This is a genomic window from Pseudomonas sp. Ors-4-3C, from assembly GCF_055755035.1.
In genome coordinates, this window is record NZ_CM146900.1 from 2,080,054 (window position 1) to 2,102,921 (window position 22,868).

A 22,868-nucleotide genomic window follows, 5' to 3' on the forward strand; every position below is an offset into this window, starting at 1 on the left:
ACTGTAGATCCCCTGTGGGAGCGGGCTTGCTCGCGAAAGCGGTCTTTCAGGCACCCCATTACTGCCCGGTAAACCAACGGAAGTACGGGTTGCCGCCATCCCAACGCATCACTTCACGCATATCCCGCCCCCAGGCATCCCGATCCCCGTCATACGCATGCAGGCTCGCGCGGTAGAACTGCATCAGACGTTGGCGGTGCGTTTCCATTCGCTCAGTGAACCCGGTATCGGCATTCACCAGTGGCGGCGGCACATACAGATCCAGCAGCGCCGGCAGCACCCGGGTAATTTCTTTGCTGCGCACCCACGGCGCGTATTCGATCCGGGGCTGATCGTCAGTCACCGCCGGGGCGTTTGCCGCGAAGCGCTCAAGGCCTGCGCGGTCGGTGACCCAGGTCGCGAGCAACGCTGGCGCCGAGCCAATCCCGACATCCTGCAAAGTGCTGCGTACGCTGGCCTGCTGGAAGCGCTCGGTGATTTTCGTCGCGTCCAGTTCCATCGGCTGCAGCGAACCGACCAGCAGCATCTCGTGGAACTCGCTGGTCCACAGCGAGGCATGCGGGAACACGTCGAGGAAGCTGCGCACCAATGAGCGCGAGTCATCGATGTTCTGGGTCGGCAACGGTAGCCATTGCGCGACGATCCCTTGCTGCTGCAACCGACTGGCGGCCAACTGATAGAAGTCCCGCGAGTACAGATTGACCACGCCGGCCGCCGACGGCGGGGGCGGTTCGAGGGTGATCAGATCGTAGGTTTGCGGGCTGCGCAGCAGTTCCTGACGGCCATCGCGCAAGCGCACATCGACGCCGGGATCGCTGGCGGCGTTGAAGTTGCCTTTGAACAGGGGGGCTGCCTTGACCACCGATGGCAGCAGCTCGGCGACCACCCGATGTTCCAGCCCCGGATAGCGCAGCATGGCGCCGGCAGTGATCCCGGTGCCGAAACCGATCACCAGCGTCGAACGCGGCTCGCCATTGTGGATCAGCAGGGGCAGCAGCGCCTGGATGCGCATGTAGCGCAGCGATGGCATGGCATCGCCGGTATTGGACACGCCCTGAATGTACAAACGGTGGAACGTATTTTCACCACGTCCCTGAGCGACCACGGCCACGGTGCCGCCACGGCCTTCTTCATAGAACGCCAGCGTGCCGTTACGCGCACCCGGCAAAAGGCTGGCAAATTTGTCGACCGGCGTCAGTACGGCCAGCGCCACCGCTACCAGCCCCAACGCAACCACGGCCTGACGTCGGCCTTTTTTGACGTGATGACCCTTGCGCACAGCCACGTAACCGATGCCGGCAGCAATGATCGCCAGCAAGCCCAGCGTGCGCACCAGCCCCAGCAGCGGAATCAGCAGAAAACCGCAGAGCATCACCCCGATAATCCCGCCCAGCGTGTTGAACGCGACCACGGCACCGACATCGCGACCGACCCGCTCACGACCAACACTCAAGCGCAGCGCCAGCGGAAACGCCGCGCCGAGCAACAGCGTCGGCACGAATACGATGCTCAGTGCCGCCACTGCAAAACGTGCGCTCATGCCGGCCAGCTCGCTGGCGCCCAAGGCCAGCACCCAGCTCTCGGCATGACTCTGGGCCAACACCAGCCAGCGACCGAGCAGGGCGATTTCCAGCAAGGCAATCAGCCCGGCACCGGCAATCAACAGACCGAACACGCCCAAGGGATCACGAATGCGCTCGACGCGACGGGCGAGCAGAGCGCTGCCGATGAACAGCCCGGTCAGATAAGTGGCGAGCACCACGGCAAACGCATAGGTGCGGGTGCTCATGAACTGCACGATCGACTGTGACCAGACCACTTCATAACCCAACGCCACGCCGCCGGCGATGGAGTACAGCCACAACGCGGTGCGGTCTGCGGCTTTCTCGGTGTGATGTTTGACCGGCGCCGCAACCGGCATCGGATGCTGACGTTGCAGCCACAGCGCACCGGTTGCGGCCAGCAGATTGAGCATCGCCGCAAACAACGCACTGCCACGCACACCGAGGGTGGCAATCAGCACGAACGCGGCGAGCAGGGTGCCAACAATCGCGCCGAGGGTGTTGGCCGCATACAGCTGACCGCCGGCCTTGCCCGGGTCAGCCGCCAGCGAGCGCACCAGTACCGGAAGCGTGCCGCCCATCAACACCGCCGGAATCCCCACCAGCGTGAACGGCAATAACCAGGCGAGAATGCCGACATGGCCTTGCAGCCAGGCAAATGGGCTCGCCGCCAGGCTCATCGCAACCGTCGCGCCAACACCGAGTATCGCCACCAGCACTTCCAGCCCGGCATAGAGCAACACCGGTTGCTGCAAGCGATCGGCCCAACGCCCGAACAGCCAGCCGCCGATGGCCAGCCCGGCAAAAAACGCACTGATGCCGGCAGTGATGGCATAAACCTCGACGCCGACCACCAGCGACAGCTGCTTGATCCACAGCACCTGATAGACCAGCGCGGCAGCGCCGGAGAGGCACAACAGCAGGGCGGGGATCAGCCGCGCCGGGGTGGCGGCTTGCGCGGTGGGTATGGCCGACGGCTTGCTGGCGATACGTGAGGACATGCGGTTTGCCTTATTTCAGTTCAGAAAGTGCTGTGACGGTGCTGGCCTCTTCGCGAGCAAGCCCGCTCCCACAGTGGATCTCGGGTGTAGCGAAAATCCCTGTGGGAGCGGGCTTGCTCGCGAATGGGCCGATACGATCCCAGATTGGAAACAGGGCCGCCCGCCGATGAGGGCGGGCGGCAATGCAACGGTCTTACTGTGCAGCCGGTGCCGCTTTCATTTTTTCAGCGATTTTTGCGTCAACTGCAGCACGGATCTGGTCGATGCTGAAACTCGCCGGTTTCTGGCTTGGTGGGTATTCGATGAAGGTCTGCAGGAACGCTGCTGACTTCTGCACCGCTTGCGCCGCCAGGTAAACGTTTTTGGTCTGCCAGTCGTAATACTGATCGGAAACCACGTCGGCACGTTCGTACGGGTCCATCCTCAGGTTGAGGATTTTCGGCACGCGCAGGCATACGAACGGTTCGCTCCACACTCTGAAGCCACCCGGCTCGCGCTGCTCACAGAACACCACTTTCCAGTTATCGAAGCGCATCGACACCAGCACGCCGTCGTCGTTGAAGTAGTAGAACTCCTTGCGCTCGCCTTTAGGCTGTTGGCCGGTCAGGTAGGGCAGCTGATTGAAGCCATCCAGATGCACTTTGAAGTTGGTGCCGCCGGAAGTCGGTGCCCAGCCCTTGAGCAGTTTTTCCTTGACGTCAGCGTCGCCGGCCGCGGCGAGCAGGGTCGGGAACCAGTCCATGCCCGAGAACAGCTCGTTGGACACCTCACCCGGTTTGATCTTGCCCGGCCAGCGAATCATGGCCGGAACACGATACGCACCTTCCCAGTTGGAGTTCTTCTCGTTGCGGAACGGCGTGGTCGCCGCGTCCGGCCAGGAGAACTGGTTCGGGCCGTTGTCGGTGGTGTAGACGACAATCGTGTTGTCGGCGATTTTCAGGTCGTCGATGGTTTTCAGCAGTTTGCCGACGTCGGCGTCGTGCTCGAGCATGCCGTCCGCGTATTCGTTGCCGGGCATCCCGCTCTGGCCCTTCATCGAATCACGCACGTGGGTGAACACGTGCATGCGGGTGGTGTTCATCCAGACGAAAAATGGTTTGTCGGCCTTGGCCTGTTTCTCGATGAACGCTTGCGCGGCGGCAGTGGTTTCGTCGTCGATGGTTTCCATGCGCTTGGTGGTCAAGGCACCGGTGTCTTCGATCTTGCCGTCGGCGAAGCTGTGAATCACCCCGCGCGGGGTGTTGGCCTTGACGAATTCGGCATCGTCTTTCGGCCAATACGGACGCTCCGGCTCTTCTTCGGCGTTGAGGTGATACAGGTTGCCGAAGAACTCGTCGAAACCATGGTTGGTCGGCAGGTATTCATCCTTGTCGCCCAAGTGGTTCTTGCCGAACTGCCCGGTGGCATAGCCCAGGCCCTTGAGCGCCTGAGCGATGGTGATGTCGCGTTTTTGCAGGCCAACCGGCGCACCCGGAATGCCGACTTTCGACAGGCCCGTGCGCAGTGGCGTCTGACCGGTGATGAACGAGGATCGTCCGGCGGTGCAGCTGTTCTCCGCGTAGTAGTCGGTGAACATCATGCCTTCTTTGGCAATCCGGTCGATGTTCGGGGTCTTGTAGCCAACCACGCCCATGGAATAGGCGCTGATGTTGGTCTGGCCGATGTCATCGCCAAAGATCACCAGAATGTTGGGTTTCTCAGCCGCTGTGGCAGTTGCCGACAGCGCCATCACCGAGGTTGCCACCAGGGCGAGTTTCGGTAGCCACTTGCGTATGCGAGTCATCTGACTTGCTCCTTATCGCGGGGGTCGTTGTTGCGACTTACGTTTCTTGCAGTCCTGCATCACGTTTTTTCTTATTGCACCTGCCCGGTTGCCGGTGGATCGAACGGGTAGATCCGGCGCCATTCGGTCGCCATGTCCACCACGGTCCAGCCACGGGAATTCGCTTCATCGAGGGCTTTGTCCAGCCGCCCGATATCGGATTTTCGGTCATAGGCCCACTCGCGCTTCGCATCAGTGTGGTGCACCAGCCCCATGAACCGCTTGCCGGGGCCGGCGGCGGTCCACTGCAGCATCTGCAGGTCGCCGTCGGAGTTGCCGAACGCGAGGATCGGGCGCTTGCCGATCACTGCGTCGATGCTCTCCGGTTTGCCCGGGCCATCGTCGTTGTGCGCCAGTTTTTGCGTACGCAGAATGGAAGCCTTGCCATCCTTGAACTGGAACGCGGTGACGAACGTGGTGCCGATCACCTGTTCCGGCGGGATGCCGTAGACCTTTTCGGCAAAAGCGCGCATGAACGCGGTGTCGCCGCCGGAAACGATGTAGGTCTTGAAGTCCTGGCTGCGCAGGTAGTCGAGCATTTCCAGCATCGGCTGGAAGATCATCTCGGTGTAGGGCTTGCCGGTTTTCGGATGCCGCGCCTGGCTCAGCCAGGTCTTGGCGTAGTCGTCGAAAGCCTCGGTGGTCATGCCGGTGTGGGTGGCGCCGAAGATCTTGATAATCCCGTCCATGCCGGCGGCGGCCAGTGCCTTGTGGTCGTTTTCCAGCACGGCTTTGAATGGCTGGGTGGTTTTCCATTCGGGGTGCTGCGGCGCATTGCGCTTGACTTCGTCGAGGGCGAACAGCAACTCGAAATACATCGGCTGTTCGCTCCAAAGGGTACCGTCGTTGTCGAACACGGCAATGCGATCGGCGGGTTTGACGAAGTCTTTGCCGGACTGATCGGTGACGGCTTGCACAAACTCGATGATGTGTTTTTTGGCCGGGCCGTCATTCCATGACGGCAGTGGCTCGCTGGCCTGGGCCAGTAGTGGCAATGCCAGCGCAAACAACAGCGCAAGGCTGAAACGTTGACGCTGCGGCGGCGGGTTGGTCATGGGAAATCCCTTTCATGAACGGGGTTGAGCGGGCGCAGGGCCGACGCCGGTTTGTGCGCCTTTTGTTCGGCCTGACTGTGAAGCGTAGTCAACGATTCACGCAGTTGATCAAGTGTTTGTGCAGTCTGCGGATCACGTCCGTAAAGGCCGCGCAACAGGCCTTGCAGGCGCGGCCCGGCACTCACCAGTTGCAGCCCCAGCCGACTGCGGCGCAGCCACAGGTACAGCGCGCTCAACTGCGCCGGATGAGCTTGCAGTTGCGGGTTGATCTGTTGCCAGGCGAAGTCGGGCGATTGTTCCCAGGCCAGTTGCCGCGCCTGCTTGCGCGCCTGCCATTGGCGCCGGGCGCGCATCAGCGCCGGACGCAGCCGATAACCCGTGCCGATACAGGCCGCGAGCAGTGCCAGCCACAGCAGCCAGCGCGTGGAAAAATGCAGGTTGTTGTGGTTGAGTTGCTTGAGATCTTCGGTCACTGAAAACACCGGTTTGTGCGCGCTGCCGGCAACGGCCTCGAACGTTACGACCGGCACCTGCGTGGTGCGAATTTGCTGCGCTTTGACATCCCACCATTTCACCTCGATGGCGGGCAGGGTGTAAGCGCCAGGCTTGTCGATGCGGTAGGTGGCGGCGTCGATCCGCTGACCACCGAGAACGTTGCCGCGACCGTCATCCAGGCGGATGACTTGTGGTGTCTTCAGATAACGGCTCAGACCTACAACGTCGCTCAATGGCGGAACCGGCAGAGCCATCGCCAGTGCGCCATCGGCCTGCAGGACCAGTTGGCGGGTGATGCTGTCGCCGATTTTCAAGGGCGTTGCCGAGTTGCTTACGGTTTGGCTGAAGCGCAGCCCGCTGGCCACCAGCGGCGTTTCTCCGGGTTTGAAACCGGGTGGCTGGACGGCGCTGAAGTGCAGAGGCTGACTTTGTGCGCTGAGCGCTGTAGTGGCCTGACCCGGTGTCGCGCTGACCGTCAACGCCGGGATGTCGAAGCTGCGTGCGACATTCGGGGTGATCAGGTAGCTGTAGCGCAGGCCGCTAAAGGATTGCCCGTCGATGCTCTGATTCAGGTGTTGGGCCTGACCGTCGGGCGGCGTTACCAGAGCACCGTCGAGTTTCAGCTCGGGCAGGGCGGCGGCGCGGGTGAACCAGGTGTCGGTGAGCACGTCGACTTGCAGCTCGACCAGACCGCCGACCATGGCGCCTTCGGCGGGTTGCAGGTGGGCCTGGATTTTCAGTTGGGGTTCGGCGGCAGAGGCGTGGATTGTGAAAAGGCAACTGGTGAGCAGGGTCAGCAGGGTTGCGGTGATCAGGCGGGCGCCATCGCGAGCAGGCTCACTCCTACAGAAGATTTTCGGCGCACACAAATCCCCTGTAGGAGTGAGCCTGCTCGCGATGGCCGCAACCCGGTTCATGGTTTGGCCCCCGATTGATCCTGCAAACTGAACTTCTGCTTGAGAAATTTCGCCGGCGAAGTTGTCAGGTTCTGCAACCACAATGCATCGGAGGTCGCCTGCTCGGTCTCGACCTTTTTGCTCTGGCCCTTGCCCGGTGCCTTGTCGAATTTCACCTCGTTCGGTTTGGTCTCGGGGGCGTTCTTTTCGGCGCTGTCGGTGTCCTTGAGCAAGGCCTGAGCCAGCGCCAGATTGGCCGTGGCTTCGGGGAACTGCGGTTGCCGCTGCAAGGCCTGGGTGTAAGCGGCAATCGCCTGATCGAACTTGAAGCGCCGCACGTAAATGTTGCCCTGGTAGAACCACGCTTGCGGCGTGTCCAGTCGAGCGAACGTCGCCAGTGCAAGGTCATAGTCCGCCGCGTGATAGGCCGCCACGCCTTTCCAGTACGGATCGACAAACAGCGCCGCCGCCTGCGGCCAATGCTCATGCTCGACGGCCCAGCGCCCTTGTTGATCGCGGGTGAAAAACGCATCGGTCAGTGCGCCGGCCTGTGCCGGTGCGGCCGGCCAGCCAAGGCCCGTGGCCAGCACCAGCGCCGGCACCCAGTTGACGCTCCAGCCCTTGCGCAGACCCACCAGCGCCAACAAGAGAAGTGGCCAGCACAGCCAGTAACCGGCGTCCTTCCAGTGCAATTGCTGCTGTTCGGCGCTGGCAGTCTGGAAGTGTTGCTGGGCGTGCAATTCGATCCAGTCCAGATCATCGTCGTCGAGGGTGAGACTGCCCAGCGGCGCGTCGACAGCGGCGGCCAATTGCTTGAGTGCCGCCGGATCGAAATGGCCGAGCAGCGGACGCCCGTTGCTGTCGACTGCCGGCTGGCCGTTGGCGCCCTGAATGATGCCGCCATCCTCGTTGCCGACCGCCAATACCAACACCTGCAATTGGCTGCCTTTCAATAGCTTGTCGAGGCCATCGAGTTGCGCAGTGTCGGCACCGTCGGTGATCAGCAGCAGGCTGCCCGGGGTTTGCTCGGCGCTGAGCAGGCGCCGGGCCTGCTCGATGACGGCGCCGACGTCCTTGCCGGGTTTGTCGATCAACCCGGTGCCCAGCGCTTGAATGAAGGTGTCGAGCAGCGCCGGATCGTCGGTCGGCGGCAACACCAGATGCGCGCTGCCGGCATAGGCAATCAGCGCCGTGCGAGCGCCGGCGCGACGCTGGATCAAGTCGTGCAGTTTGTGTTTGGCCGCTTCCAGGCGCGTCGGTGGTACGTCACTGGCATCCATCGATGGCGATAGGTCCACGGCGACGATCAGGGGTGCGCGGTTCTCCAGAAAGTCCGGCCGATCCTGCTCCCAGGTGGGGCCGGCGGCAGCGATGGCGCCGAGTACCAACACCGCGCACAGCCAGTGCACCGGGCGCAGGCGCTGCTGATCCGTTGGAGTGACCAACAGATGTGGCAGCAGGTGTTCGGCGATATTGCCGCGCAGCCGTCGCTGCAGGTCGCGGCCGCGCCGCCAGATCGGCGGCAGCAGCGCAGCGCACAGCGCGAGCAGCAGCCACAGTGGGCGCAGGAAGTGCAAGTCACTGAGATTGATGTCCATCTCAGGCCTCCTGCCGCTGACGGGCAAGCGCCAGTCGCGGGCGCAGCAGGGCGCCGAGGTGATACAGCGCTAACAGGGCCAGCGCCGCGCCCAGCGGCCAATGGAACAACTCGCGCTGCGGCTGATGGCTGAGGGTTTTCACCTGATGCGGGGTGAGGCGATCGAGGGTGCTGTAGACCTGGTCCAGCGCGGTGCGGTCTTCGGCGCGGAAAAACTGCCCGCCGGTAGTCTGGGCGATTTGTTGCAGCCCGTGCAGATTGACCTGCGCCTCGCCGGAGGCCGTCGGATCGCCGATGCCGATGGTGTGGATCACCACGCCCTTGTTGGCGGCCATCTCGGCAGCATGATCGGGGGTGATCGCGCTGCTGGTGTCATTGCCGTCGGTGAGCAGGATCAGCACCTTTTGCTGTTCGTGCGCCTTGTCCAGCAACTTCAGGCTCAAGCCGATAGCATCACCGATGGCGGTATTGGGCCCGGCCATGCCGATGCCCGTGTCAGCCAGCAACAGCGAAAGGCTGGCGTGATCGAGGGTCAGCGGCGCCTGCGGATAGGCGCCGCTGCCGAACACGATCAGACCGATGCGGTCGTCCTTGCGCTTGTCGATAAAGCCTTGCACCACCTGTTTGACGGCCGCCAGGCGATTGATTTTCTGGCCGTCGGCATTAGTGAAATCTTCGGTTTCCATCGACTGCGAGATGTCGATGGCGAGCATCAGGTCGCGTACCGGTTGCTGACGCTCGATGGGTTTTTCGACGAATACCGGTCGGGCCGCCCCGAGCAGGATCAGCGTCCAGACCAGCAGGTTCAGCAGCAGTTGCCAACGGTTGTGGCGATTACCGACCCGGCTCGGCGTCTCACCGACCGCGCGGCTCATGGCCCCGAAAAACGGCACACGCACGGCGCTGCGCGCTTCCTGATACGCCGGCAGGTAACGATAGGTCAGCCACGGCAGCGGTAGCAGAAGCAACAGCCACGGGTAATCAAGCTGCCACATGGTGCTGCTCCACCCAGTGTTGGCAGGTGTCGAACAGCGCCTGACGCTGTTCGGCGGGAAGGGCGCGCAGGGTGGCGTCGGGGGCGTAGGCGAGTTGGGCGAGTTGGGCGCTGAAGTCATCGGGCAGACTGGTTTTGCAGTGCTGCTGCAGAAAGGCTTGCCACTCATCTCTCCCCAGCGCCGCCGGCCCCTGTGGGAGCGGGCTTGCTCGCGAAAGCGCTGTGTCAGGCGCCATCAATGTTGGATGTGCCGACGCCTTCGCGAGCAAGCCCGCTCCCACAGGGGGTGTGTTCCAATTCCGGGCTTGGGTTGGCATCGAAAGGGCCACGCGTTTGAGCAGTTCGGGCAGTTCACGCAGGGCATTGAGGTCATCACTGCGCCCACGCAACTGCGCCAATCGCACCAGCGCCTCGCGCCGATACTGATTCCGTCGCCATTTCCCATAACGTCGCACACCAACAATCAGCGCCAGCACAACCAACAGCGCGAACAACGCCCACCAACCCCAGGTCTGCGGCGCATAACTGACCGGCGCCGGCAGGCTCAGCTCCTTGAGCTGGCTGATGTCGGGGATATTTGGGTTCATCGCCTTGGGCCGGCAGACTTGCCAAGCTCGGCACGCAATTGCGCGTGGGCCTCTTCGGCGGTGCTGAACATCATCAGCGGCACCTGACTGCGGCGCAGCAGGGTGGCGACATCCTTGAGCCGGCCACCGAGGTAATCGCCCAATGGCTGATGCACGCTGCGTTTGTCGACGGCCAGTTCCACCTGCAATTGGCCCTGGGTGATGAGCAGTCGTCCGTTGCTCGGCAGTTTCAAGGCCAGTGGGTCGTAGACTTGCAGGGCGATCACGTCGTTGTGCGCGCGCAGTTGCCGCATCAATTGCAAGGTGCGCTCTCCGGCGCCTGCAAAGTCGCTGACGATGCAGATCAAATGGTCATGCCCGGCCAGTGCGAGGCAGCGCTGCAAGGCCTTGTCCAGTTGATCCTCGTCTTCGGCGTCGGGGTTGGCCGCGTTCAGCGCCTGATTCTGTTCTGCCACGCGGCTGAGCAAGGCTTCAACCCGTTTGCGGCTGCGTAACGGCGCGATGCTGTCGATGCGTTGATCGTTGAACACCAGACCGCCGACCCGGTCACCGGCGTTGAACACCATCCACGCCGCCAGCGCCGCGAGTTCGGCGGCGAGGGCGGATTTGAAACTGCGTTGCGAGCCGAAGAACATCGACATGCGCTGATCGACCACGATCAACGCCGGGCGATCGCGTTCTTCGGTGAAGGTGCGTACCACCGGTTTGCCGGTGCGCAGCGAGGCGCGCCAGTCGAGGTGGCGTAAATCATCACCGGGCTGATAGCGGCGCAGCTCATCGAAGTTCAGACCACGGCCACGCAGGCGCGAGGCATGGTTGCCGGCGAGGATGCTGCCCTGGGGCTGGCGCGCCAGAAAGCTCAGGTCACGGGCCTTGAATTCCAGCGCCATCAATTGCGCCAGAGACACGTAGACCAGGCCATCCGTGTTCATGCCGGAATCGCCACTTTATCCAGCAAACGGTCGAGCACCTGATCGGCAGTCACGCCATCCGCGACCGCGTCGTAGCTCAATTGCAGGCGATGGCGCAACACCGGATGCACCACGGCGCGCACGTTGTCCGGCGAGACGAAATCCTGGCCCTGCAACCACGCATCGGCCCGGGCGCAACGGTCCAGGCCGATGCCGCCCCGGGGGCTGGCGCCAATGCTGATCCAGCGTCCGAGGTCTGCGTCGTAATCGGCCGGGTGGCGAGTGGCGTTGATCAGGTCAATCAGGTAGCGGTCGATGGCGGGTGAGACATGCACCGCGCTGACTTCCTTGCGCGCGGCGAAGATCACTGCCTGCGAAAGACTGAAGCCCTTGCCCGGCGCGGTGTTCGCGCCCTGAGCAAACTCTTCGGCGCGCAACAGGCGCAACACCTGGCTTTCGTTGTCGGCGCTGGGGTAATCCAGCAGCACCTTCATCAGGAACCGGTCCATCTGCGCTTCCGGCAGCGGATAGGTGCCTTCCTGTTCGATCGGGTTTTGTGTCGCCACCACAATGAACAGCTCCGGCAGCAGGTGACTTGTGCCAGCCACGGTAATCTGCCGCTCTTCCATGGCTTCGAGCAGCGCGGCCTGCACCTTGGCCGGGGCGCGGTTGATCTCGTCGGCGAGGATCAGATTGCCGAACAGCGGGCCTTGCTGGAAGCGGATCTCGTTTTGCCCGGCGACCTGATGCAGCACTTCCGCGCCGGTGATGTCCGAGGGCAGCAAGTCCGGGGTGAACTGGATGCGACTCATCTTCGCGTCCAGGTGTGTGGCCAGCGCCTTGACCGTGCGCGTCTTGGCCAGCCCCGGCAGGCTTTCCAGCAGCAAATGCCCGTTGGCCAGCAGGCCGAGGAGGATCTGTCGAATGACCTGATCCTGGCCGAGTACGGCTTCGGCGATGCTCGCTTGCAGGGCGTTGAGGTCGGTGAGTGCGGTCATGGGACAGTCCTTTGTGGCCGGTCTAGAAAAACGCCAGGGTCATGTTGACGGCAATCCCGTTGCCTTCGGGGCGGTTCTTGGTGTCGAACTCCGGCACCCAGCGCGCACTGATGTTGGCCTGAGCGTCAGCGAATTTTCCGGCCCAGGCGACCACCGGCCCGGCGCCGACCGAGCGTCCACGGAAGCCGTTGAGGCTGTCGGCGGTCTGACCCTTGTCGTCGGTGATTTGCTGGATATAACCCGCCGCCAGACCGGCGCTCCAGCCACTGCCGAAGCCATGAGTCCACAAGGCGTCGAGGGTGAAAATATTGCCGTTGCGGTAATCGGTGGCAGTGTTTTCGGTGTAGAACTCCAGGCCACTGGACAGGGTGAATTCACCACCCTTGCCGTCCAGATGGGTGAAGGCCACGGTGGGCATGAACGTGTAATTGTTCTGCCCCGGGTTGGCCAGGCGATTGTCGTTGTAGGCGCCGGTCGGCACGTAGATCGGCAGGGAGAACGCGATGTGGTTCAACTCGTCGAAGTGGTAGCCGGCGGCAATCGGGGTGACCAGCGCGTCAGCGAACTGGGTGCCGGAATCGCTGGTGCCGAGGGTGCGTCCGCGCGGGCCAGTGATCGCCGCGTCAATGTCGGTGTACTGCACTGGAACACCGATTGCCGAGGCGAAGTTCCATGGGCCTTTGCCGGTGTCCCAGATGTGCGTCAGGTTGGTCATGGTGTAGGAGACTTTCATGTCGATCCCGGCACTGACTTCACCGGAAATCGGCGCGCCGCGACTGCCCTTGAGCGATCCGTCGTACCAGATGCTGGTCACCGAGACGACCCAGCCCGGTTCCGGTGGGATGATTCCGGCGTTGGAATACACCTGCTGCCCGGTGATCGGCCGGCCCACGCCACCCTCGGCTGCATAGAGTTGAGTACTGCCGATCATGCACAGCGCCAGCAGCGGACGCACAACGTTAGGCTTGACCATCACTGGCTCCGTTTATTGTTTTGAGTTGACCGGGGTGAGCAATGGCATTTTCCATTCGCCGCTGGCCACTTCCGGTTTCGGCAGGTACAGGCGCAACACGCCGTAGAACGGCCCGTTTGGTGCCGGCAGCCAGTTGGCTTGCTTGTCCTTGCCGGGATTGTTGTGCTGCACGTAGAGGGTCAGTCCGCCGTCGGTATCGAGCTTGAGATCCGGCAGCATTCGCGAGTTGATCAGGTAGCGATTGAGCGGGTTGGCCACCAGCAATTTGCTCTTGCCGTCGTACATGGTCAGCGACCAGAAAGCGTCGGCCGGAGGCAGGGCGCCCTTGTCGAAATGCAGGGTGTAGTCGTGTTTCGCTGCGTCGGCCGGCTGGCCGTCCTTGTCGACGAAATAGCCGATGTAGTTCGCCTCTTCGGCAGAGTTGCCGAAGATGCCCATGTTGGCGCCGGCGTAGCGATACAGGTAATTGCCCTTGAGGTGATCGCGGGTGCCAAACAGGTCACCGCTGCTGATTTCGTGCGTGTCGACCTTGTCTTTCTTGAACGCGGCAAACTCAGCCTTGGCGTCACTGATGCCGTCTTCGAGGGCCTTGCGTTGCTCGACGCTGAGCTTTTTCAGGTCGAACGGCTGACCGGCACCGATGCCGATTTTGGCGAAGCGCGCGAGCAGGTCTTTTTCGACATCCTGCGGCGGAGTGAAGGCGAGCATGAAGTTCAGGTAGCGGAATAGATCCGGGGTTTCGCTCATGGTCGGCGTCGGTTTTGGCCAACTGATTTTCGGTGCCGGCGCCGGAGTTTTCTGTTTCACATAGTGGCTCAGGGGTTCGACCTTGTAGTCTTTCTGGATTTGCCTGACCTTGCCCAGATCCTTCTCGTCGAACAACTGCGTGCGGTACAGCGCATAGGCGATGTTGCTTTCACTGCGCACCAGCCGGTCGATGTTGATCGGTTGCTGACCCTGCCAGTCAGGCCCGGCGATCATGAAATGGCCGCCGTTGTTGCCGGTGCTGCGGGTGCCCAGATAGGCGAAGTTCTGCGTGTAGGCATCGATCAATTGCACCGAGTAATAACGGTGCTCTTCGATCGGCGGCAAGGTCAGGATCAGCGGTTCGCTGCGCAGGTCCATCCAGACGAACGAGTAGGGCGTGTCGGCGTTCGGCGTGACGAACGCGGTGTCTTTGGCAGTGAAAGCCTTGGCAGTGTTGCCGATCTGGTTGAACGGTGCCTTGAAGTTCGGGCTCTTGCTGTCCACGGCCTGGGTGTACAGGGTCTTGTACATCTCCACGATCGGGAAGCCATAGAGATACGCGTCCTTGGCAATGCCACGGGCTTCTTCGGGGCTGGCGCTGAAATCGGCCCAGGCGCTGCTGCTCAGGGCGAGGGTCAGGCCGGTCAGCAATAGATTGCGTGCGTTCATACGGCGTCCTTATTCATTGCACGACGGTGATGTCATCGAGTTTCCAGCTCTTGTCGAAATAGGCTTCGGTCGGTGCGTACAGGCGGAAGTAGCTGAACCAGTGCTTGCCGGGTAGCGTTTGCACCCAGTTGCTCTCGAAGCCTTTGGGTGCGGTCGGGCCGAAGTACAGGTCCACCGAGCCGTCGGCGTTCTTTTTCAAGTCCTGACGCGAGGACAGGTCGGCCTTGCGCTGCGGGTTGTCGATCAGGCAACGGCTGTCGATGTCGTACACGGTCATCGACCAGAACTGCTTGGCCGGCGGGTTGGCGTCGACGTGCAGGCGATAGGTCTTGCCGCCGTCGAGCCAGTCACCCTTGGCGTCGGTGTAGGCGCCGAGGTAGGTCTGGCCGAGGCCCGGTGTTTTGGAGACCATGCCTTTGGTGTTGGTCACCGCTTCGTAGAACCAGGCGCTGCGTTCCCACAACTGGTCGTAAAAGGCCACGCGTTGCGACGGTTCGGCGATGTTCAGCACCGTGTCCCAATGCCGGTCGGGCCAGTACTGCGCGTCAGGAAAACGCTTGGCAAAGGTGTTGGCCTTGGCGATCAGTTCACCGACCTGCGCGCCGGACTCCAGGGCCTGACGCTGCTGGGTGTTGGGGTTGAACGGTTTGTCCTTCTCGATGCCGAGACTGGCGAGCATCGCCATGTAGAAGCGGTCACGTTCATTGACCGGTTCTTTCTGGATGATCTGGTGCAGCCGCTGCCAGTAAGCGATGCCGCGCGGCTGGGTACCCGACCACTTTTTACCGTCAGGCGACAGCAGGCGGGTCTTGCTCGGCTCGGCACGTTTGGCGTACGGGTACATCTTGAATTGCTCGACCAGCGCCTTGCCTTTGGCCGGATCCGGATCCAGCACCCGGAAGCCCACCAGCACGTTCATGGTTTCCGATTTGGCCAGGTAATACTTGTCGGCATCGGCCGGTGGTTCCGCGCCCGGTGGCAGCACCAGGTATTTGCCGCCCTGGCCTTTGTCCGGGCCGGTCTGGCCCATGTCGATGATCGCCCGCTGCCAGAAATCGCCAATGCCGCCGGCGGTCGGTCCCGGTGGCAGTTCAATTACCAGCGGCCCGGTTTCGCTGAGGTCGACGAAGCCGAGAATGTACGGCGTGGTGGCGTTGGCGGTGATCACGCCGAGCTTGTCTTCGTAGTTGTTGAGCACCATCAGATCGCCGCTGCGCGCGCCGAGTTTGTCGCGAAACTCTTCCTGCCATTGCGCGTAGGACACCAGCGGCAAGGCCCACAGATAACTCTGGGTCGCCTGCTGGAAATCCAGCTCGGCGTAGAGTTTGGCGATTGACTCGTGGGACGGCAGTTCGCCTTCCATGGCGATCTTGCCGATACGGGTGTCGAGCTCCTGAGCACCGACGCCGCAGCTGGCGAACAGGGTCATCAGGCTGAAACCGGCGGCGCGTAAAGCGATGTGCATGGCGATGTCCTTATTTTCCGAATGTCACGTTGATCCCGGCGAACAGGGTGAACTGCGGCACGCCATCGCCTTTGCGTTCGACGGTCCACTGCGGTTCGAGGAAGGCGTTGAGAATATTGCTGCCAGACTTCCAGACCTTGCCCGCACCCAGGCCGATCGGGATGTAGTGAGTGTTGTTCTTCAGGTCGAACGTCCAGGTGCCGGTGGAGCGCAGGTACCAGCCCTTGTCGAGGTTATGAATGATGAAGGGTTGCAGGGTTGCGGTTTCGACATGCGCGCGGTCGTGGTCACCGGCAAACGAACTCTGGTACTGCACCAGCGCGCCGAGCAGGCCACGCGGTGACGAATCGATCGCCACCGCCGCGAGGCCGGCCTGCCACTTGCCGGTGCCCAGTTCATCCTCGGCGGCGGTCGGCGCGGTGATCTGCGGGCCGATGCCCAACTGCACGCCGTCGGTCTTGAGCAGGAAGATGTCGAACAGGTTGAGGTCGCCAATCCCCGTGCTGTAGCCGCCGTGCGGATCGGGGCGGGTGCTGATTGGCATCGTTGCGCGCAATAGCTGCGGGACTTCGATGAAATCGTTGGGCGCAATCGGCAAAGTACCGCGCAGCAACGCATCGTTGGTGTGCAGGTTGCTGTCGAACAGCTTCGGCGTGTAGTAATCCTGCAGGTTGGCGCCGGGCGCCAGGTTCAGCGGGTTGTTGCTTTTGTTGGCCTCTTCGGCGTTATTCGCAAAGGCACAAACCACAGGCGCCAGCGAACTCGCCAGCAGCAAGGCGCGAATCCCCAATTTTTTCGACATGGTCCCCGTTTCCCTGGTGGCTACTGCATGGACGACCCGGCACTTCTCGGCCGTTGGACGTATTTCCTTTTTTATCAAGCCTGTAGGACACGTCTGATTGACGCTAGCAGCTAATGGGGAGTTAGCCAGTCGAAGGGATTAATTCTTTGGTTTTGTGTACGGCTTCGCAGTCGAGTGGTGAACTGCTCAATTAAATGTGTGTGGTCAGTGATGACGCTTTCGCGGGCAAGCCACGCTCCCACAGGTATCGAGTCGGTCATAGGATTTGTGAACGCTTCAATACCTGTGGGAGCGTGGCTTGCCCGCGATGGCAATTTCAAATTCAACGTGGCGTTGGATCAGGCATTTTTCTTCGCTTGCTCGCGAACACGCTCTTCCTGTGCCCGCGCCTCAGGAGTGAACTCGGCGCCGAAGTCCTCGGCGGAGAAAATCTGGCGGATCTCGATATCAGAATCTCCCGGCATCGGATTCGGGCAGCGCTTGACCCATTCGATGGCTTCTTCTTTCGACTTCACTTCCCAGATCCAATACCCGGCTACCAGCTCCTTGGTTTCGATGAACGGGCCGTCGATGACCGTGCGCTTGTCGCCGGAGAAATGCACGCGCGCGCCTTTGCTGCTCGGGTGCAGGCCATCGGCGTCGATGAGGATGCCGGCCTTGACCAGTTCTTCGTTGAAGTTGCCCATGGCGGTGATCAGCTCTTCACTGGGCATTATGCCGGCTTCGGAGTCGGCGCTGGCTTTGACAAGAATCATGAATCGCATGGTGGTTTCTCCAGGGAACGGGGTTGATTCACTGCTTAGTCGAACGGGCAGGGCGTGAATCGACAGGTCCTCTGAATAAAAGATGCAGTCCGGCGTTTTAACAAGCAGCAAAAGCACTACAGACCACACGGATCCTCTGTAGGAGTGAGCCTGCTCGCGATTGCGTCATTTCAGTTAGCGAATAGCTGCCTGATACACCGCCATCGCGAGCAGGCTCACTCCTACAGAGGATCGTTGCGCGGTTGTATACAGTTTTTTGCGTAGCCCCCTGACAATTTTCATTCAGGGCATAGGTCGTCGGACAATTTCGTGGTTAACTTCGGCCTCTTGCATGCTCAATAACCACGTTCAGAAGGACTAAAGTCATGGCTCAAGTCACCCTCAAAGGCAACCCGGTTCAAGTCAACGGCCAGTTGCCACAAGCCGGTTCCAAGGCGCCAGCCTTTTCCCTGGTTGCCGGCAATCTGTCCGACGTCACCCTGGCGAGCTTCGCCGGCAAGCGCAAAGTACTGAACATCTTCCCAAGCGTCGACACTCCGACCTGCGCGACTTCGGTACGCAAGTTCAACGCTCAGGCCAACGAACTGGCCAACACCGTGGTGCTGTGCATCTCGGCTGACCTGCCATTCGCCCAAGCCCGCTTTTGCGGCGCCGAAGGCCTGGAAAACGTGCAGAACCTGTCGACCCTGCGCGGTGCTGAGTTCATCGAGAACTACGGCGTAGCCATCGCTGACGGCCCGTTGAAAGGCCTGACCGCCCGTGCCGTGGTGGTGCTGGACGAGAACGACAACGTGCTGCACAGCGAGCTGGTCAAGGAAATCGCTGAAGAGCCGAACTACGACGCAGCACTCGCCGTACTGAAATAAGCGCTTTTACAATTGTTAACGGCCTGGCCCTGTCCAGGCCGTTTTCATTTGTGTATCAGTGTCTTGGCTCACACCTTGTAACGTAAGTTGAAAGTAAATAGCCGGTAAAGCTGCTTTGCTTAAGTCCCGTCAGTGCTTATCGTTCAGCCTCCCGTAAAAAGAAGCCCACGCGCCCAATGGTAAATCACTCCATGCAATCGTCCTCCCGTAACTCTCGTCGCTGGCTGTTGAGCCTGCTTGTGCTGCTGATCATCGCCGCTTTGTGCTGGAAATTCTGGCCCGCCGGTTCAGCCCACAAGGAGGGCGCGCAGAAAGCTGCTGCCGGCCACACCGGGCGTTCGGGGATGATGCGGCCGGGCTTCGGCGGGGCGGCCGGGCCTATTCCGGTGCGTGTGGCACCGGCGGTCACGGGTGACTTCCCGCTGTATTACAAGGCACTGGGTACAGTCACCGCGCTCAATACCATTAATGTGCGCAGCCGGGTGGGCGGCGAACTGGTGAAGATCAATTTCGAAGAAGGGCAGATGGTCAAGGCCGGCGACCTGCTGGCAGAGATCGATCCCCGTCCGTACCAGAACGCCTTGCTCCAGGCTGAAGGCACCTTGCTGCAGAATCAGGCGCAGTTGAAAAACGCACAGGTCGACGTCGAGCGTTATCGTGGCCTGTATAAGGAAGACAGTATCGCCAAGCAGACCCTGGACACCGCCGAAGCGCTGGTCGGCCAGTATCTGGGCACGGTCAAGACCAATCAGGCGGCGGTCAACGACGCCAAGCTCAATCTCGAATTCACCAAGATCCGCGCACCGATTGCCGGTCGCGTCGGCCTGCGTCAGCTCGACGTCGGCAACCTGGTGGCGGCGAACGATACGACGTTCCTCGCCGTCATTACCCAGACTCAGCCAATCAGCGTGGTGTTCACCCTGCCGGAGAACAATCTGGAAACCGTGCTGGCGCGTTACCACAGCGGCGCCAAACTGCCCGCCGAGGCATGGGATCGCGGCGACACTAAAATCCAGGCCACCGGCGTCCTGCAAAGCCTCGACAACCAGATCGACGTCGCCACCGGCACCCTGAAGTTCAAGGCCCGTTACGATAACCGCGACCAGTCGCTGTTCCCTAATCAGTTCGTCAACGTGCACCTGTTGGCCGACACCCTCAAGGGTGTAGTGCTGGCACCGTCGGCAGCCATTCAGTTCGGCACCAATGGCACCTTCGTCTATGCAATGGACGGCGACAAGAAAGTCACCATTCGCCAACTGAAGATCGGCGCGAGCGATGGCAACAACACGGTGATCACCGAGGGTCTCGCCGCGGGCGACCGCGTAGTGCTCGAAGGCACCGACCGCTTGAAGGAGGGCAGTGAAGTCGAAGTGGTCAACGACAGCAATGACGTGCCGACAACGCCGACCGAACACCTGCAAGGCAAGCCCGCAGCCAGCGCGCATGACACCGCCTCTACAGACAAGGCCAAGAAGGGCGCATGAACATTTCGCGGCTGTTCATCCTCCGTCCGGTAGCCACTACCCTGAGCATGCTGGCCATTGTTCTGGCCGGCCTGATTGCCTATCGCCTGCTGCCGGTCTCGGCCTTGCCGCAGGTCGATTACCCGACCATTCGCGTCATGACCCTGTACCCCGGCGCCAGTCCGGACGTGATGACCAGTGCCGTGACCGCGCCGCTCGAGCGCCAGTTCGGGCAGATGCCGGGCCTGACGCAAATGGCCTCGACCAGCTCCGGCGGCGCTTCGGTGCTGACCCTGCGCTTCAGCCTCGACATCAACATGGACGTCGCCGAACAGCAGGTGCAAGCCGCGATCAACGCTGCGACCAATCTGCTGCCAACCGATTTGCCGGCACCACCGGTGTACAACAAGGTCAACCCGGCGGACACCCCGGTGCTGACCCTGGCGATCACTTCGAAAACCATGCTCCTGCCCAAGCTCAACGACCTTGTCGATACGCGCATGGCGCAGAAGATCGCCCAGATCAGCGGCGTCGGCATGGTCAGCATTGCCGGCGGTCAGCGTCAGGCAGTGCGGATCAAGGTCAACCCGGAAGCCCTGGCGGCGAACAGCCTGAACCTCGAAGACGTGCGCACCCTGATCGGCGCGTCCAACGTCAACCAACCGAAAGGTAACTTCGACGGTCCGACGCGGGTCTCGATGCTCGACGCCAACGACCAACTGACGTCGCCCAAGGACTACGCCAACCTGATCCTCGCCTACAAGAACGGCGCGCCGCTGCGTCTGAAGGATGTGGCGGAAATCGTCGATGGCGCGGAGAACGAACGTCTCGCCGCGTGGGCCAACCAGAATCAGGCGGTACTGCTGAACATCCAGCGTCAACCGGGCGCCAACGTGATCGAGGTGGTCGACCGGATCAAAGCGTTGCTGCCGAGCATCACCGATAACCTGCCGGCCGGCCTCGACGTCACCGTGCTCACCGACCGCACCCAGACCATCCGCGCCTCGGTGACTGACGTGCAGCACGAACTGCTGATCGCCATTGCGTTGGTGGTGATGGTGACGTTCCTCTTTCTGCGGCGTGCCAGCGCGACGATCATTCCGTCGGTAGCGGTGCCGCTGTCGCTGATCGGTACGTTTGGCGTGATGTATCTCGCCGGGTTCTCGGTCAACAACCTGACATTGATGGCGCTGACAATCGCCACTGGTTTTGTGGTCGACGATGCGATTGTGATGCTGGAAAACATCGCACGCTTCATTGAAGAAGGGGACAGCCCGATGCAGGCCGCGCTCAAAGGCGCGAAGCAGATCGGCTTTACCCTGATCTCCCTGACGCTATCGCTGATTGCGGTACTGATTCCGCTGCTGTTCATGGCCGACGTGGTCGGGCGGCTGTTCCGCGAGTTCGCCATCACTCTGGCGGTGGCGATCCTTATTTCGCTGGTGGTCTCGCTGACCCTGACGCCGATGATGTGCGCGCGACTGCTCAAGCGTGAACCGCAAGAACACGAGCAGGGCCGTTTCTACCGGGCCAGTGGCGCATTCATCGACTGGATGATCGCTGCTTACGGGCGCAAGTTGCAGTGGGTGCTCAAGCACCAGCCGCTGACCCTGATGGTGGCCATCGGTACCCTGGCGCTGACCGTGTTCCTTTATATGGTTGTACCCAAGGGCTTCTTCCCGGTACAGGACACCGGGGTGATCCAGGGCATTTCCGAGGCGCCGCAGTCGATTTCCTTCGCGGCCATGGGCGAGCGTCAGCAGGCGCTGGCCAAGGTGATTCTCGAAGATCCGGCGGTAGAAAGCCTGTCGTCCTACATCGGTGTCGACGGCGACAACGCCACGCTCAACAGCGGGCGCCTGCTGATCAATCTCAAGCCGCACGGCCAGCGTGATCTGAGCGCCACGCAGGTGATCGCGCGCCTGCAACCGCAACTGGACAAGCTGGTCGGCATCCGCCTGTTCATGCAGCCGGTGCAGGATTTGACCATCGAGGATCGGGTCAGCCGGACCCAGTACCAGTTCAGCATGTCTTCGCCGGATGCAGAATTGCTCAGTCAGTGGAGCGGGCGTCTGGTTGAGGCCTTGGCCCAGCGTCCGGAGTTGACCGACGTTGCCAGTGACTTGCAGGACAAGGGCCTGCAGGTCTATCTGGTGATCGACCGCGACGCGGCTTCACGCCTTGGCGTTTCGGTGCAGAACATCACCGACGCGCTGTATGACGCCTTCGGCCAGCGACAGATCTCGACCATTTACACCCAGGCCAGCCAGTACCGCGTGGTGCTGCAAGCGCAGGCCGGGGAGAAGATCGGGCCGGCGGCGCTGGACCAGATTCACGTCAAGACCACTGACGGTGCGCAGGTGCGCCTGTCGAGCCTGGCCCATGTCGAGGAGCGGCAGGCGCAACTGGCGATTACCCACATCGGTCAGTTCCCGGCAGTGATGATGTCGTTCAACCTGGCGCCCGGCGTGGCGCTGGGGCATGCGGTGGACATCATCGATCAGGTGCAGAAGGACATCGGCATGCCGATTGGCGTGCAGACCCAGTTCCAGGGCGCGGCCGAAGCGTTCCAGGCGTCGCTTTCGAGCACCTTGCTGCTGATTCTGGCGGCGGTGGTGACCATGTACATCGTGCTCGGCGTGCTTTACGAAAGTTACATCCACCCGATCACCATTCTCTCGACCCTGCCATCGGCGGCGGTCGGCGCCTTGCTCGCGTTGCTGCTCAGCGGCAATGACCTGGGCATGATCGCGATCATCGGCATCATCCTGCTGATCGGTATCGTCAAGAAGAACGCGATCATGATGATCGACTTCGCCCTCGACGCCGAACGCACGCAGGGCATGGCGCCGGAGCAGGCGATCTATCAGGCGGCGCTGCTGCGTTTCCGGCCGATTCTGATGACCACCCTGGCCGCACTGTTCGGCGCGGTGCCATTGATGCTCGCCACCGGTTCCGGGGCGGAACTGCGTCAGCCTCTGGGTCTGGTGATGGTCGGCGGTTTGCTGGTGAGCCAGGTGCTGACCCTGTTCACCACGCCGGTGATCTACCTGTACTTCGACCGCCTCGGTCGGCGCTTCGGCAAAACCAATGCCGAAGAGGTACCGGTATGACTGTCTGGACACATTCCCCCTGTGGGAGCGGGCTTGCTCGCGAAAGCGCTGTATCAGGCGACATGAATGTTGAATGTCAGACCGTATT

17 protein-coding genes are annotated in these 22,868 nt (G+C 61.7%); 3 read left to right on the forward strand and 14 right to left on the reverse strand.

What is annotated here, in order from left to right:
* Positions 1 to 58: 58 nt before the first annotated feature.
* The 14 genes from ACVHNU_RS09295 to ACVHNU_RS09360 form a co-directional block, all read right to left on the reverse strand.
* A complete protein-coding gene (locus ACVHNU_RS09295; protein ID WP_473019527.1) occupies positions 59 to 2,563 on the reverse strand; it encodes a fused MFS/spermidine synthase in 2,505 nt (834 codons plus the stop codon).
* A 193-nt stretch (positions 2,564 to 2,756) separates the two neighbouring features.
* On the reverse strand, positions 2,757 to 4,346 hold the full coding sequence (locus ACVHNU_RS09300; RefSeq protein ID WP_262142476.1) for an arylsulfatase: 1,590 nt from the start codon (positions 4,344 to 4,346) through the stop codon (positions 2,757 to 2,759).
* A gap of 71 nt (positions 4,347 to 4,417) precedes the next feature.
* Complete coding sequence (locus tag ACVHNU_RS09305; protein WP_473019528.1) at positions 4,418 to 5,440, reverse strand: HAD family hydrolase; 1,023 nt, start codon at positions 5,438 to 5,440, stop codon at positions 4,418 to 4,420.
* Positions 5,437 to 6,852 (reverse strand): BatD family protein, encoded by a 1,416-nt coding sequence (locus ACVHNU_RS09310; RefSeq protein WP_473019529.1) that lies wholly within the window; start codon positions 6,850 to 6,852, stop codon positions 5,437 to 5,439. Before ACVHNU_RS09310 ends, ACVHNU_RS09305 begins: the two co-directional genes overlap by 4 nt.
* Complete coding sequence (locus ACVHNU_RS09315; protein WP_473019530.1) at positions 6,849 to 8,429, reverse strand: VWA domain-containing protein; 1,581 nt, start codon at positions 8,427 to 8,429, stop codon at positions 6,849 to 6,851. The genes ACVHNU_RS09310 and ACVHNU_RS09315 overlap by 4 nt, the downstream gene beginning before the upstream one ends.
* Position 8,430: 1 nt before the next feature.
* The gene (locus ACVHNU_RS09320) at positions 8,431 to 9,423 is read right to left on the reverse strand and encodes a vWA domain-containing protein (protein WP_473019531.1); all 993 of its coding nucleotides are present in this window, start codon (positions 9,421 to 9,423) and stop codon (positions 8,431 to 8,433) included.
* Positions 9,410 to 10,009: a DUF4381 domain-containing protein gene (locus ACVHNU_RS09325; RefSeq protein WP_473019532.1), complete on the reverse strand. Its 600-nt coding sequence runs from the start codon at positions 10,007 to 10,009 to the stop codon at positions 9,410 to 9,412. Before ACVHNU_RS09325 ends, ACVHNU_RS09320 begins: the two co-directional genes overlap by 14 nt.
* Positions 10,006 to 10,941 (reverse strand): DUF58 domain-containing protein, encoded by a 936-nt coding sequence (locus ACVHNU_RS09330; protein WP_226501353.1) that lies wholly within the window; start codon positions 10,939 to 10,941, stop codon positions 10,006 to 10,008. Before ACVHNU_RS09330 ends, ACVHNU_RS09325 begins: the two co-directional genes overlap by 4 nt.
* Positions 10,938 to 11,918 (reverse strand): AAA family ATPase, encoded by a 981-nt coding sequence (locus tag ACVHNU_RS09335; protein WP_473019533.1) that lies wholly within the window; start codon positions 11,916 to 11,918, stop codon positions 10,938 to 10,940. The genes ACVHNU_RS09330 and ACVHNU_RS09335 overlap by 4 nt, the downstream gene beginning before the upstream one ends.
* 22 nt (positions 11,919 to 11,940) lie before the next feature.
* The gene (locus ACVHNU_RS09340) at positions 11,941 to 12,891 is read right to left on the reverse strand and encodes a SphA family protein (protein ID WP_473019534.1); all 951 of its coding nucleotides are present in this window, start codon (positions 12,889 to 12,891) and stop codon (positions 11,941 to 11,943) included.
* A 12-nt stretch (positions 12,892 to 12,903) separates the two neighbouring features.
* Complete coding sequence (locus tag ACVHNU_RS09345; protein WP_473019535.1) at positions 12,904 to 14,307, reverse strand: DUF1254 domain-containing protein; 1,404 nt, start codon at positions 14,305 to 14,307, stop codon at positions 12,904 to 12,906.
* Between the two features lie 13 nt (positions 14,308 to 14,320).
* The gene (locus ACVHNU_RS09350; protein WP_473019536.1) at positions 14,321 to 15,772 is read right to left on the reverse strand and encodes a DUF1254 domain-containing protein; all 1,452 of its coding nucleotides are present in this window, start codon (positions 15,770 to 15,772) and stop codon (positions 14,321 to 14,323) included.
* A 10-nt stretch (positions 15,773 to 15,782) separates the two neighbouring features.
* On the reverse strand, positions 15,783 to 16,574 hold the full coding sequence (locus tag ACVHNU_RS09355; protein ID WP_473019537.1) for a hypothetical protein: 792 nt from the start codon (positions 16,572 to 16,574) through the stop codon (positions 15,783 to 15,785).
* Between the two features lie 338 nt (positions 16,575 to 16,912).
* Positions 16,913 to 17,338 carry a YciI family protein gene (locus ACVHNU_RS09360; RefSeq protein WP_096797339.1) on the reverse strand — a complete coding sequence of 142 codons (426 nt, stop codon included), beginning with the start codon at positions 17,336 to 17,338 and terminating at the stop codon, positions 16,913 to 16,915.
* 365 nt (positions 17,339 to 17,703) lie between these two features.
* On the opposite strand from ACVHNU_RS09360, the gene tpx reads away from it, so the two are divergent.
* From tpx to ACVHNU_RS09375, 3 genes are all read left to right on the forward strand, one after another.
* Positions 17,704 to 18,204, forward strand: coding sequence for a thiol peroxidase (gene tpx, locus ACVHNU_RS09365; RefSeq protein ID WP_003224497.1), 501 nt, complete (start codon positions 17,704 to 17,706; stop codon positions 18,202 to 18,204).
* A gap of 176 nt (positions 18,205 to 18,380) precedes the next feature.
* Positions 18,381 to 19,688 (forward strand): MdtA/MuxA family multidrug efflux RND transporter periplasmic adaptor subunit, encoded by a 1,308-nt coding sequence (locus tag ACVHNU_RS09370; RefSeq protein WP_003224499.1) that lies wholly within the window; start codon positions 18,381 to 18,383, stop codon positions 19,686 to 19,688.
* Complete coding sequence (locus ACVHNU_RS09375; protein ID WP_103520132.1) at positions 19,685 to 22,780, forward strand: MdtB/MuxB family multidrug efflux RND transporter permease subunit; 3,096 nt, start codon at positions 19,685 to 19,687, stop codon at positions 22,778 to 22,780. Before ACVHNU_RS09370 ends, ACVHNU_RS09375 begins: the two co-directional genes overlap by 4 nt.
* The last annotated feature ends 88 nt before the right edge of the window (positions 22,781 to 22,868 follow it).

Coding starts and splice junctions, on each gene's coding strand:
- ACVHNU_RS09325 (WP_473019532.1), bottom strand. CDS start 10,009: ATGAACCCAAATATCCCCGACATCAGCCAGCTCAAGGAGCTGAGCCTG.
- ACVHNU_RS09320 (WP_473019531.1), bottom strand. CDS start 9,423: ATGTGGCAGCTTGATTACCCGTGGCTGTTGCTTCTGCTACCGCTGCCG.
- tpx (WP_003224497.1), top strand. CDS start 17,704: ATGGCTCAAGTCACCCTCAAAGGCAACCCGGTTCAAGTCAACGGCCAG.
- ACVHNU_RS09360 (WP_096797339.1), bottom strand. CDS start 17,338: ATGCGATTCATGATTCTTGTCAAAGCCAGCGCCGACTCCGAAGCCGGC.
- ACVHNU_RS09295 (WP_473019527.1), bottom strand. CDS start 2,563: ATGTCCTCACGTATCGCCAGCAAGCCGTCGGCCATACCCACCGCGCAA.
- ACVHNU_RS09310 (WP_473019529.1), bottom strand. CDS start 6,852: ATGAACCGGGTTGCGGCCATCGCGAGCAGGCTCACTCCTACAGGGGAT.
- ACVHNU_RS09305 (WP_473019528.1), bottom strand. CDS start 5,440: ATGACCAACCCGCCGCCGCAGCGTCAACGTTTCAGCCTTGCGCTGTTG.
- ACVHNU_RS09330 (WP_226501353.1), bottom strand. CDS start 10,941: ATGAACACGGATGGCCTGGTCTACGTGTCTCTGGCGCAATTGATGGCG.
- ACVHNU_RS09350 (WP_473019536.1), bottom strand. CDS start 15,772: ATGCACATCGCTTTACGCGCCGCCGGTTTCAGCCTGATGACCCTGTTC.
- ACVHNU_RS09370 (WP_003224499.1), top strand. CDS start 18,381: ATGGTAAATCACTCCATGCAATCGTCCTCCCGTAACTCTCGTCGCTGG.
- ACVHNU_RS09345 (WP_473019535.1), bottom strand. CDS start 14,307: ATGAACGCACGCAATCTATTGCTGACCGGCCTGACCCTCGCCCTGAGC.
- ACVHNU_RS09340 (WP_473019534.1), bottom strand. CDS start 12,891: ATGGTCAAGCCTAACGTTGTGCGTCCGCTGCTGGCGCTGTGCATGATC.
- ACVHNU_RS09300 (WP_262142476.1), bottom strand. CDS start 4,346: ATGACTCGCATACGCAAGTGGCTACCGAAACTCGCCCTGGTGGCAACC.
- ACVHNU_RS09315 (WP_473019530.1), bottom strand. CDS start 8,429: ATGGACATCAATCTCAGTGACTTGCACTTCCTGCGCCCACTGTGGCTG.
- ACVHNU_RS09375 (WP_103520132.1), top strand. CDS start 19,685: ATGAACATTTCGCGGCTGTTCATCCTCCGTCCGGTAGCCACTACCCTG.
- ACVHNU_RS09335 (WP_473019533.1), bottom strand. CDS start 11,918: ATGACCGCACTCACCGACCTCAACGCCCTGCAAGCGAGCATCGCCGAA.
- ACVHNU_RS09355 (WP_473019537.1), bottom strand. CDS start 16,574: ATGTCGAAAAAATTGGGGATTCGCGCCTTGCTGCTGGCGAGTTCGCTG.